Consider the following 12,777-nt stretch of genomic DNA (forward strand, 5'->3'; position numbering starts at 1 on the left):
CCTGCACGAAGAGATCCTGGCCGGACTGTTCGCCGAGGTCCTCGACCTCGACCAGGTCGGCATCGACGACGGCTTCTTCACCCTGGGCGGCCACTCACTGCTGGCCACCAGGCTGACCTCACGCATCAGGTCGGTCCTCGGCATCGAAGTCCCGATCCGCGCAGTGTTCGAAAACCCGACAGTAGCCGGCCTGACACCATGGCTGGCTCACAACCGGCCGGTGCAAATTCCGGTCGTGGCAGGGCCTCGCCCGAAACAACTGCCGTTGTCATTTGCTCAGCGTCGGCTGTGGTTCCTGCACCGCTTCGAGGGCCCCTCAGCGACATACAACGTGCCCATGCGGCTCCGGCTCCAGACTCAACCCGACACAGACGCGCTGGTCTCCGCGATCGGTGACGTCGTACGGCGGCACGAAAGCCTGCGCACCGTATTCACCGAAATCGACGGCACACCCATTCAGCGCGTATTGCCCGCCGAAACGGTCGACATCCCCGTCGAAGTCCAGCACGCCACCACACCAGCACAGCTGGAAACACTGGTCGACCAAGTCGCCCGATACGAATTCGACCTGCAAACTCAGATCCCGATACGCGCCCGGATCATCAACACCGACGACCACCAATGCACCCTGATACTGGTCGTCCACCACATCGCCGCCGACGGATGGTCACTCGTCCCGCTGATGCGGGACCTCTCCGACGCCTACGCCGCACGCTGCGACGGAAACGAACCCAACTGGCAACCACTCACCGTCCAATACGCCGACTACACACTCTGGCAACGCGAAATCCTCGGCACCGAAAACGACCCCGACTCCGTCCTCTCACACCAATTCGACTACTGGCGCAACGAACTGGCCAACCTCCCCGAACAAACCCCACTCCCCTTCGACCGACCCCGACCCCCACCGCCACCTACCACGGCGACATACAACCCCTCCACATCGAACCCGACACCCGCAACGCCATCGAACACCTCGCCCACCAACACGGCGTCACCCCGCAATGATCACCCAAGCCGCACTCGCCATCCTCCTCAACAAACTCGGAGCCGGCAACGACATCCCCATCGGCTCCCCATCGCCGGCCGCACCGACGACGCCCTCAACAACCTCATCGGATTCTTCGTCAACACCTGGGTCCTACGCGTCAACCTCCAAAACACCGACACCTTCACCGACATCCTCAACCAAGTCCGCGAAAAAGCACTCGCCGCCTACGCCAACCAAGACGCACCCTTCGAACAACTCGTAGAACTCCTCAACCCCACCCGCACCACCGCCCACCACCCCTCTTCCAAACCTCCCTCGCCTTCCAAAACAACAGCCTCCCCCACCTCACCCTGGGCAACATCAACACCACCTTCGAACCCACCTCAACCGGCACCTCACGATTCGACCTCCTCTTCAACATCGTCGAACCACCAGACGACGAAAACGGCAACACCGGCTACAAAGGAATAGTCGAATACGCCACCGACCTCTTCGACCGCGAAACCATCGAACAGCTCATCACCCGCTATCTCAACCTGCTCAAAACAGCCGTCACCCACCCCGACACCCCCTCCAAACCATCGACGTACTCCTCCCCCACGAACGCCACCAACTCCTCGAAACCTGGAGTCGGCAGACCGAGGCCCTTCGTCACGAAGCGGTCCGGTCACTGGTCGAAGGAGTCCAGGACGCCGGGGTCCACGTGCTGGACGGCGAGTTGCAACTGGTGCCCATCGGTGTGGTGGGCGACCTGTACGTATCGGGCGTGCCGTCGGATCAGGACCGATCGGCCGCCGAGCACTTCGAGACGAACCCCTACGGCCCGCCCGGATCCGGTCTCTACCGCGCCGGTCAGCCGGCCCGGTGGACCCGAGATGGCCGACTGGAGTTGGTGCAACGCATCGACGAAAAGGCGGCGGAGCAAGTCGTTCCGGAGTATCGGAAGCCGCGCGACGTTCAGGAAGAAGTGCTGGCCGGGCTGTTCGCGGAGGTGCTGAACGTCACCAGGGTCGGGATCGACGACAGCTTCTTCGGTCTGGGCGGCCACTCGCTGCTGGCCACCTGGTTGCTGTCCCGCATCCGGACCGTGCTGGGCGTCGAGGTGCCGATACGACTGTTCTTCGAGTACCCGACGGTGGCGCAGCTGGCACCGCAGCTGGACGGGCGGCCGGTGCAGATTCCGGTGGTGGCGGGGCCTCGTCCGGAACGGCTGCCCTTGTCATTCGCGCAGCGCCGACTGTGGTTCCTGCACCGCTTCGAGGGCCCCTCGGCGACATACAACGTGCCCATGCGGCTCCGGCTCCGGACTCAACCCGACACAGAAGCGCTGGTGTCCGCGATCGGCGACGTCGTGCGGCGGCACGAAAGCCTGCGCACCGTATTCACCGAAATCGACGGCACACCAGTGCAGCACATACTTCCCGCCGAAACGGTCGACATCCCCGTCGGGGTCGAACAAGCCACCACACCAGCACAGCTGGAAACACTGGTCGACCAAGTCGCCCGATACGAATTCGACCTGCACACACAAATACCGATACGCGCCCGAATCATCAACACCCCCGATGGGTGCACCCTGATAATGGTAGTCCATCACATCGCCGCCGACGGATGGTCACTCGTCCCGCTGATGCGGGACCTCTCCGACGCCTACGCCGCACGCTGCGACGGAAACGAACCCAACTGGCAACCACTCACCGTCCAATACGCCGACTACACACTCTGGCAACGCGAAATCCTCGGCACCGAAAACGACCCCGACTCCGTCCTCTCACACCAATTCGACTACTGGCGCAACGAACTGGCCAACCTCCCCGAACAAACCCCACTCCCCTTCGACCGACCCCGACCCCCACCGCCACCTACCACGGCGACATACAACCCCTCCACATCGAACCCGACACCCGCAACGCCATCGAACACCTCGCCCACCAACACGGCGTCACCCCCGCAATGATCACCCAAGCCGCACTCGCCATCCTCCTCAACAAACTCGGAGCCGGCAACGACATCCCCATCGGCTCCCCCATCGCCGGCCGCACCGACGACGCCCTCAACAACCTCATCGGATTCTTCGTCAACACCTGGGTCCTACGCGTCAACCTCCAAAACACCGACACCTTCACCGACATCCTCAACCAAGTCCGCGAAAAAGCACTCGCCGCCTACGCCAACCAAGACGCACCCTTCGAACAACTCGTAGAACTCCTCAACCCCACCCGCACCACCGCCCACCACCCCCTCTTCCAAACCTCCCTCGCCTTCCAAAACAACATCTATCCGACCTTCGCCCTGGGCGACATAAAGATCGACTTCGAGCCGATATCGACCGGCACAGCCAAGTTCGAACTGCTCTTCAACATCTCGGAACTGCCCCGCGACGGAGACCATCCTCTCGGCTATGTCGGGTACGTCGAATACGCCACCGACGTCTTCGACCGGGAGACCATCGAGCAGCTGATCACCCGGTTCAAAACAGTTCTGCGCACGGTGGTCGCCACCCCGGACACACCCCTTCGCACCATCGACGTACTCCTTCCCGACGAGCGCCGCCAACTCCTCGGGACGTCGGACCCGGCCACCGAGGACGCCGCGATTCCGGAGGGCTCCATCCCCGTCCTGTTCGAACAGCAGGTCGCGCGGACTCCGGACGCGATCGCGATCTCCAGCGGCGGCGAGGACATCACGTATGACGAGCTCAATGTGCGCGCCAACCAGATCGCGCACGCGCTGCTCACGCGCGGCGTGCACCTCGAATCAGTGGTCGCGGTCGCACTCCCCCGCTCGCCGGAACTGATCGCCGCCATCCTCGGAATCCTGAAAGCCGGCGCCGCCTACCTGCCCATCGACCCCGCCTATCCCAGTCTGCGCAACGGTTCCATCCTGGCCGACGGGCAGCCGGCTCTGATCCTGACGAGCAGCGCCGTCGACACGCCCGATGTGCTGCCCGTCGAAGGAATCCCCAGGCTGTACGTGGCGGACATCGTCGGCGGCGAGCGCACCAACCCGTCCCATGACCGACTGCGCCCGGCCCATCTGGCGTACGTCATGTTCACGTCCGGATCAGCCGGACGCCCCAAGGGAGTCGCGGTCTCCCATCGCAGTGTCCTGAACGATGCCTGGCACGGCTGGCCGGAGGGACCGGGCGACCGGATTCTGGTCCAGTCGTCGATCGCCTTCGACGCGTCGGTGTACGAGATCTGGCCGGCGCTCCTGCGCGGCAGGACCCTCGTCCCGCTGCCGGCTGACAGGGAGTCACCGGCGCAACGTCTCCGGTTCATCGCGGCGAACGAGATCGACACGCTGTGGGCCACCGCCGGTCTGTTCGATCTCATGTCGTCGGAGGAGCTGGACGAGCTGTCGGGCCTGCGGACGCTGCGCTACCTGGCGACCGGCGGCGACAAGGTGCCGACCGCGGCGGTCGACCGGGTTCTGCGGGCGAACAGCGCCATCCGGGTCATCAACATCTACGGCCCGACCGAGACCACGGTGAATGCGACGACTCATGTGGTCAGTGCCGCCACCCGTCAGCGGTTCGACGATCCGGTGGTCCCCATCGGCGTCCCGATCCGCAATGCCCGGGTCTACGTTCTGAGCGCTGAGCTGGATCCGGTCGCCACCGGTGTCGTCGGTGAGCTGTGGATCGCCGGCGCGGGCCTGGCTCGCGGGTATTCGGGCCGCCCCGGCCCGACCACGGAGCGTTTCGTGGCGGACCCCTACGGTCCGGCCGGTTCGCGGATGTTCCGCACCGGCGACCTCGCGCGCTGGACGCGCGAGGGCGTGCTGGTGTTCGTGGGCCGGGTCGACGACCAGACGAAGATCAGCGGGTTCCGGGTCGAGCCCGGTGAGATCGAGGCGGTCCTGCTGGCGCACCCCCAGGTGGCGCAGGCCGCGGTCGTCGCTCGCGACATCACCGGGCAGGGCGTCAAGCAACTTGTCGCCTATGTCGTCCGGAACCAGGTGGTATCCGCCGACCGGCATGAGAGCCGGGAGATCGAGCTGGTGGAGCAATGGCGGGACACGTATGACGATCTGTATCGCGGAGAACACCACGCCGGTGACCCTGCCGACGCCGGCTTCGGTGACGACTTCCGCGGGTGGAACAGCAGCTACACCGAGACGCCGATTCCGTTAGCCGAGATGCGGGAGTGGCGCGACGCGACCGTCGCGAGGATCCGGTCCCTGCGGCCGTCCAAGGTGCTGGAGATCGGAGTGGGCACCGGGCTCCTCCTGGCCCGCCTGGCCCCGGAATGCGAAACGTACTACGGCACGGACTTCTCCGAGTCGGTGATCGACGGGCTCCGGCAGCACCTCGCCGAGGTGCCGGCGGACTGGGCGGACCGGGTCGAACTGGTCGTCCAGCCGGCCGATCAAGTGGATCTCCTGCCGGAGCGCGATTTCGACACCATCGTGCTGAACTCCGTCGTCCAGTACTTCCCGAGCGTGCAGTACCTGGTGGACGTCATCGAGAAGGCGATGGGACTGCTGGCGCCCGGCGGCGCGCTGTTCATCGGCGACATCCGGAACAAGGCACTGCTGCGGGAATTCGCCACCACGGTTCAGATCAGCCGACTCGGTCACGAGGACGCAGCCGACCTCGACGAAGCCGAGCGAGGCAGAATCCGCAGCACCATCGCCACGGCGATCGCCATGGAGACCGAGCTCGTCCTGCATCCGGACTTCTTCGCGGCACTGGGGGACAAGCTGCCCGCGATCGGCGCGGTCGACGTGCAGGTCAAACGCGGTTGGTACGACAACGAACTGAGTCAGTACCGGTACGACGTGACGGTGCGCAAGGCGCCGGTTCGGGCACGATCCCTCGGTGCCGTCCCCCGCCTGCGGTGGAGCGAAGTGGGCGGCCTCCAGGAGCTGGAACAGCACCTCCGGACGCGGCGGCCCGAGACCGTCCGGGTCGTCGGTGTGCCTCACCAGGCCCTGGTGACCGCCGTGCGCGCCACCGGCCTTCTCCACGCCGAGCACAACGCGCCGGCCTCCGACGGCGAGCTGCGCGACGAGCTCTACACGCTCGGGGAGCGGCTGGGGTACGCGACGGCGGTGACGTGGTCGCAGGTCGCAGGACACCTGGACGTCGTACTTTCGGCACCCGACGGTGGCGACACTGTCCGCACCGATGTGTACGTGCCCGGTTTCGCACAGGCCGGACCGCTGACCGTGTACGGCAACGTTCCGGTCGCCGACCAGGCGGTGGACCTCCGTGCCTTCGTGAGCAGCCAGTTGCCCGCGTACATGGTCCCCTCGACGGTGATCTTCCTCGACAGTCTGCCGCTGACCGCCAACGGAAAGCTGAATAGGGAGGCGCTGCCGGCGCCGGAGATCACGGGCGGCTCGTCGCGGCGGGCACGGAACGCGCACGAGGAAGTGCTCACCGGCCTCTTCTCCGAGGTGCTGGGCGTGCCCGACGTCGGGATCGACGACGGCTTCTTCGAACTGGGCGGCCACTCGCTGCTCGCCACGAGGCTGCTGTCCCGCATCCGCACCGTTCTCCGGATCGACGTCCCGATCCGGACGGTGTTCGAGTGCCCCACCGTGGCCGACCTGGCGCCACGGCTGCTCGGCATGGCCCCGGACGGCCGCGACGAGACCTACGCGCCGCTCATGACCATCCGCTCCGGCGGCGCCGAACGGCCCCTTTTCTGCCTGCACCCGGTGAGCGGCGTCGGCTGGTTCTATCTCAGCCTGGCCCGCTACATCGACGACCGGCCGATCTACGCGCTACAGGCGCCCGGTCTCGATCCCACCGGCCCCGACCCCATGCCGACGTCGATGGCCGAGCTCGTCCAGACCTACCTGGCCAGGATCCGGTCGGTCCAGCCGCACGGGCCGTACAACCTGCTCGGCTGGTCGTTCGGCGGCTTCGCCGCGCACGCCATCGCCGCCGAGCTCCGGGCCCGTGGCGAGGAGGTCGAGCTGCTGGCGATGATGGACTGCTATCCGGACACCGCCGTCGAAGCGGGGAACCTCGACGGCCAGGAGATCCGCGAGGGGTTCGACCAGTTCCTGCGCCACAGGTACGCCGATGCCGATTCGCTCGACGTGGACGCGATCTCCGACCTCGTGACGGGGATCAGCGTGGAGCACATCGCGATGCTGACCGGATACCTGCCGCCGGAATTCGACGGGGCCGCGGTCTTCTTCAAGGCGGGCGCGGTCACGGTGGACGGGGAGGACTCCTCGCGGCTCGATCCCGCAGGGGCGTGGCGGGGCCACATCCACGGCCCCATGACGGTCCACGCCGTTCCGACCAGCCATCAGGACATGGACAGGCCGGAATCCATGCAGGTGGTGGGCAACGTACTGAAACAGACTTTCCGCAACCGGACCGCCGGAGGGGACGCGTGATCGGGAAAGAACAGAACCACAACCGCTGGTTCGCCACTGTGCCGCCGGACGACTGCGACCATCTGCTGCTGTGCTTTCCCTATTCCGGCTGCGGCGCCTCCATGTACCGCCAGTGGCCCGACCGCATCGGGGACACGGCCGTGGTACCGCTGCAACTGCCCGGCCGGGAAACGCGGATGGGCGAAGCCCACTACGGAACGTACGAGAACCTGGCCGAGCAGATGACCGCCGAGCTGGGCCCGGTCCTGGACCGCGACTTCAGTGTGTTCGGGCATTGCGGGGCGGCGCTGGCGGCCTTCGAATTCGCGCGGCGCATGGCGTCCGACGACACCAGGTCACCGACCACGTGTTTCGTGTCCTCTCAAGTGGCGCCGGACGACGGGCCGTACGGCCGGTTCCTCGACATGAGCGAGGACGAGCTCAGGGTCGTGGTCGTGAACCTGCTGGGACTGGTTACGCCGACGAAGCGCTTGGTCGACTTCTTCGTCAAAGTACTGGTGGACGACCTGGCGGCGAACAAGGTCTACCGTCCGGACCGGTCCACGACGGATTCCTTCGAGATCCGGGCGATCGGATGGTCCGCCGACGTGGAGATCCCGCACGGGCTGATGGACGGGTGGGCACGCTGGGGACGCTGCACCTCGCTCGTGCTGGACGGCGATCACCAGGCGTTCGTGAAGGCGCCCGGCCACCTTCTCGACGCTCTTCAAGCCGGTGTCGAAGCCGATACGCGGGCGCTGTGACATGGCGGTTCGGACGGTGCGCATTCCCGCCAGGTACAACGGCCCGCCCGGCACGGCGAACGGCGGCTATGCCTGCGGCACGTTCGCGGAGCCGGCCGCGGACCAGCAACGCCCACCGGTCGCCGTGGCGCTGCTTGTGGCGCCACGGCTCGACCACGCCCTGGAGTTCCGTCCCGGAACGCGGCGCTCCCAGATCTGGGACGGCGACCGGCTGATCGCGACCATGACCACGGCCTCTGCGGAGTTCCCCGCCGTGGAAGCGGTGTCGCTCCAGGCGGCGGCCGATGCGAGCGGACGTTTCCGGGGGCGTGCGGGTCATCCGTTTCCGACCTGCTTCGTCTGTGGAGTGGACCGTGAACCGGCGGACGGCTTCCCGGTGGCGCCGGGCGAGGTCCCCGGTGCCCCCGGCACCGTGGCGTGTCCCTGGACGCCGACGGCGGCGGCGTCCGAGCAGCCCGAGCTGGTGTGGAGTGTCCTGGACTGCCCCGGCGGGTGGACCACGGACCCGGTCCGGGAGCCGATGGTGCTCACCCGCATGACCGCGGTCCTGCGCAGGCCGCCCCGCCCGCTGGAACCCCATGTCGTGGTCGCGCGCCGATGGCGTCGGCAAGGCCGCACCGCGTCGGTCGGCACCGCCTTGTACGACGACCGTGGCGAGCTGGTGGCCAAGGCGACGGCCATGTGGACCGCTGTCGGCGTCCAGGAACCGGTTGACGGCCGAGAGCAGGGAGACCTCGATGAGGATGAGTGAGCGAACCGCGCCGGCGGCTTCCACGGATCTGGACTCGCTGGATCTCATGGATCCGCGCCTGTACGGCTCCGGTGACCCGCACCCGATCTGGACCGCGCTGCGTGAGCGCGCCCCGTTGCACCTCCAGTCGTTGCCGGACGGCCGCCGGTTCTGGTCGGTCACCAAGTACCACGACGTCCGCGAAGTGCTGCGGGACCACACCAGGTTCACCTCGAGCCGGGGGACCTTGCTGTCGGTCCTCGGCAGTCGCGACCCGGCCGGCGGCAAGATGATGGCGGCCAGCGACCCGCCGGTGCACACGATGCTGCACGAGCCGATCGCCAAGCTGCTGTCCCGGAGGGCGCTGGAGCCGTTCGTCCCGGAAGTCAGGCGGGTGGCCCACCGCCTGCTTGAGCGACTGGCCGACGGCCCCCGGGATCTGGCCGAACTCGCGGCGGGTTTCCCGATGGCGTTCACCGGCACGTTGATGGGCATTCCGGAGCAGGACTGGGCGCGGCTGACCGTGCTCACCACCGCGGCCATCGCACCGGAAGATCCCGATTTCCGGCTGGGGAGCGGGCTCAACACCCTGGCGACGGCGCATCACGAGCTGTTCTCGTACTTCTCCCGCCGGACTCGCCGCACTTCCCGGGAAGACGGCCTGATCGGCGCGCTGCTCGGCCTGGAGGCGGGCGGGCGCAGACTGCGTCACGACGAGCTGGTCTACAACTGCTACAGCCTGCTGCTGGGCGCCAACGTCACCACACCGCACGCCGTCACGCAAACGGTGCTGGCGTTCATCGAGAACCCCGCGGAGTACCGCAAACTGGTCGACGATCCGCGATTGGTGCCCGGCGCGGTGGAGGAGGGCCTGCGCTGGTCCTCGCCGGCCAATCACTTCCTGCGCCACGCGACCCGGGACACGACGTTGCGCGGCCGACGGGTGCGTGAGGGCGACGCGGTGGTGACGTGGCTGGGTTCGGCGAACCGGGACGAGGAGGTCTTCTCCGAGCCCTTCCGGTTCCACGTGACCCGGTCACCGAACCCGCACGTCGCGTTCGGTTTCGGGCCGCACCACTGCGTCGGGGCCGCCTTGGCGCGGATGGCGCTGAACGCGCTGTTCGCCGAGATCGCCGGCTCGGTGGAGCGATTCGACCTCGCCGGCCCGGTGGAGCATCTGGCGTCCGACTTCGCGGCCGGCATCAAGCACATGCCGGTGGTCACGAAGTTGCGCACCACCTAGTAGGGCTTGGTCAGGTTGGTTGTGGTTGAGCGTGTCCTTCGGGACCGGCGTTGCGTTGAGAGGGTGTGACTCCGGACGAGATTGCTGCTGTGCGTGGTGAGTTGGAGGATTTCGCGGCGGAGGTTTTCGAGCCGTTCGCGAGGAACGACCAGCGTCGGTGGGGGCAGGTCTATCTCCGGGGCCTGCTCACGGACGGGCAGCGCAAGTCGGTCGAGCCGATGGCCGCCCGGCTCGGGGAGGACGGGAACCGGCAGGCCCTGGCCCACTTCATCACCACCAGCCCGTGGGACCCCGCGCATGTGCGGGCCCGGCTGGCGTGGAGGATGGAAAAGGCGGTCCGGCCCACCGTGCTGGTCTTCGACGACACCGGGTTCCTCAAAGACGGCAATGCCTCGGCGTGTGTGTCGCGGCAGTACACCGGCACCGCCGGCAAGGTCACCAACTGCCAGGTCGGTGTATCCCTGCACCTGGCGTCCGACCACGCGTCGGCGGCGGTCAACTGGAGGCTGTTCCTGCCCGAGACCTGGGCGCCCGGGTCCGCGAAGGCCGATCCTGCCAAGGTCACCCGCCGCACCGCCTGCGGCATTCCCGAGGACATGGGGCATGTGGAGAAGTGGCAGCTCGCACTCGACATGCTCGATGAGACCCGCTCGTGGGGCATCGAGGTGCCGGTGGCCGTCGCGGACGCCGGATACGGCGACGCGGCGGCCTTCCGGCACGGCCTCCAAGCCCGCGGCCTGAACTACGTCGTGGGGATCTCCACGACCTTGTCGGCTCAGCCCGGCGAAGCCGTGCCCGTGACCGAGCCGTACTCCGGAACCGGACGCCGGCCGGTGGCGAAGTACCCCGACAAGCCGCAGTCGGTGAAACAGCTGGTCATCGCGGCAGGCCGGAAGGCGGCGAAGCCGGTCCAGTGGCGTGAGGGCTCCCGGCCCGGCACCGGCCGCAGCGGCTTCAAACGGATGTACTCGCGGTTCATGACGTTACGGATCCGGCCCGCCGGACGCGAGGTCCGCCAAGCGGCCGACAGTCCGGAACTGCCCGAGTGCTGGCTCATCGCCGAGTGGCCCGCCGACCAGGCCGAACCCGTCCAGTTCTGGCTGTCCGACCTGCCCGCCGACACCCCGCTGACCACCCTGGTCCGCCTGGCCAAGCTCCGCTGGCGCATCGAACACGACTACCGCGAGATGAAACAGGCCCTGGGCCTGGCCCACTTCGAGGGCCGCACCTGGAACGGGTGGCACCACCACGTCACCCTCGTCTCCGTGGCACACGCCTTCTGCACCCTGCAACGACTGGCCAGAGCCCCAAAAGACACGGCGCCGGCCTGAGCCTCTACCGGATCGTCCGCGAGCTACAGACCCTCCTCGCCACCTGGGCCGGCGCCTGCCCAACCTGTCACCGCGGCATACCCACACCCACCCCAACCTGACCAAGCCCTACTAGTGGCGCGTGAACAAGGTCCTCGGACGGCGCTTCACGTGCATCACGTGCATCACGTGCACGAACGCAGTGCCTCTACGACTGCGAAGATGTCGGTGTAGGAGATGTAGAGGCTGTTGAACCCGAACCGCAGCAGCTCCGGAGGACGCACGTCGCCGATGATCCCGTGCTTGTTCAAGGCCCGCATGATCCGCTCCGCCTCCGGATGGCACAGCGTCACCTGGCTTCCGCGCTGATCGCCACGGCGCGGCGTGACCAGTTCGAAGCCGCGCCCGGCCAGGTGGGCGTCGACCGCCTCGATGAAGAAGTCCCCGAGCGCCACGTTCTTCTCGCGGACCGCTGCCATCTCCACGTCGTCGAAGACGTCGAGTGCCGCGTCCAGTGCCAGCATGGACAAGATGTTCGGAGAGCCGACCCGCAGCCGTCCGATTCCGGTCGTGGGCTCGTAGTCGGGGACCATCGCGAACGGTTCGGCGTGTCCGTGCCAGCCGCACAGTGGCTGATCGATGTCACCGTGATGGCGGCGGGCGGCGTAGACGAACCCCGGGGCGCCGGGGCCGCCCGACAGGAATTTGTAGGAGCACCCCACCGCGAAGTCCACGCCGTCCGCGTCGAGGGTCAGTGGGAGGGCGCCGACGGCGTGACAGAGGTCCCAGACGACGAGCGCGCCGACGTCGTGCGCCGCGTCCGTGACCGCACGGACGTCCCAGAGTTCGCCGGTGCGGAAGTCGACGGCCCCCGCTGTGGCGACCGCGACCCGCTCACCCAGCCGGCGGAGGGTGGATGCCATGTCGGGCATGGGTACCCGGCGGACCTCCAGTCCGAGAATGCGGGCGACCGAAGTGGCCAGGTAGTGGTTGGTGGGGAAACCGCCTTCTTCGACCAGGAGCAGTCGGCGATCCGGACGCAACCGGGCGGCGGCCGTCAGCACGTTGAACAGATGTACCGAGGTCGAATCACCCACGAGGGTCTGGCCGGCCCGCGCACCGAGCAGGCGCCCGACGCGGTCGCCGACCCGCAGCGGCGCGTCCCACCAGCCGTCGTCGGTCCAGACGTTGATGAGGTGCCGGCCCCAGTTCTCGACGACGGCCGTCTGGACCGCCGCCGGCACGCCCACGGACAGGGCGCCGAGGGAATTGCCGTCCAGGTACACCACGCCCTCCGGCAATGAATACCTCGTACGCACCGCGGCCAGGGGATCGGTCCGGTCGAGCCGTTCGGCGGTTTCCCGGCTGGGGGTGGGCATGGCTGTCTCCATCCAAGTCTC

5 protein-coding genes and 2 pseudogenes are annotated in these 12,777 nt (G+C 67.5%); 6 read left to right on the forward strand and 1 reads right to left on the reverse strand.

Annotated features, from left to right (window positions below):
- Positions 1–28: 28 nt before the first annotated feature.
- From AS594_RS48375 to AS594_RS08815, 6 genes and pseudogenes are all read left to right on the forward strand, one after another.
- A pseudogene (locus AS594_RS48375) lies at positions 29–1,989 on the forward strand (condensation domain-containing protein); the annotation flags it as partial.
- Positions 1,926–7,351: pseudogene (locus AS594_RS46060) on the forward strand (non-ribosomal peptide synthetase); the annotation flags it as partial. The pseudogenes AS594_RS48375 and AS594_RS46060, both read left to right, overlap by 64 nt.
- Positions 7,348–8,094: a thioesterase II family protein gene (locus AS594_RS08800; RefSeq protein WP_206281709.1), complete on the forward strand. Its 747-nt coding sequence runs from the start codon at positions 7,348–7,350 to the stop codon at positions 8,092–8,094. The pseudogene AS594_RS46060 and the gene AS594_RS08800, both read left to right, overlap by 4 nt.
- Before the next feature lies 1 nt (position 8,095).
- Positions 8,096–8,845 (forward strand): hypothetical protein, encoded by a 750-nt coding sequence (locus tag AS594_RS08805; RefSeq protein WP_240508970.1) that lies wholly within the window; start codon positions 8,096–8,098, stop codon positions 8,843–8,845.
- Positions 8,838–10,067, forward strand: coding sequence for a cytochrome P450 (locus AS594_RS08810; RefSeq protein WP_107357958.1), 1,230 nt, complete (start codon positions 8,838–8,840; stop codon positions 10,065–10,067). Before AS594_RS08805 ends, AS594_RS08810 begins: the two co-directional genes overlap by 8 nt.
- 65 nt (positions 10,068–10,132) lie before the next feature.
- Positions 10,133–11,398, forward strand: coding sequence for an IS701 family transposase (locus tag AS594_RS08815; protein ID WP_069933191.1), 1,266 nt, complete (start codon positions 10,133–10,135; stop codon positions 11,396–11,398).
- 164 nt (positions 11,399–11,562) lie between these two features.
- Here the strand turns inward: AS594_RS08815 and kynU are convergent, their stop codons facing one another.
- Positions 11,563–12,756, reverse strand: a complete 1,194-nt coding sequence (kynU, locus tag AS594_RS08820) for a kynureninase (RefSeq protein ID WP_069930374.1) — start codon at positions 12,754–12,756, stop codon at positions 11,563–11,565.
- Between the last annotated feature and the right edge of the window lie 21 nt (positions 12,757–12,777).

It is taken from the genome of Streptomyces agglomeratus (genome assembly GCF_001746415.1).
In the GTDB taxonomy this organism is placed as follows: domain Bacteria; phylum Actinomycetota; class Actinomycetes; order Streptomycetales; family Streptomycetaceae; genus Streptomyces; species Streptomyces agglomeratus.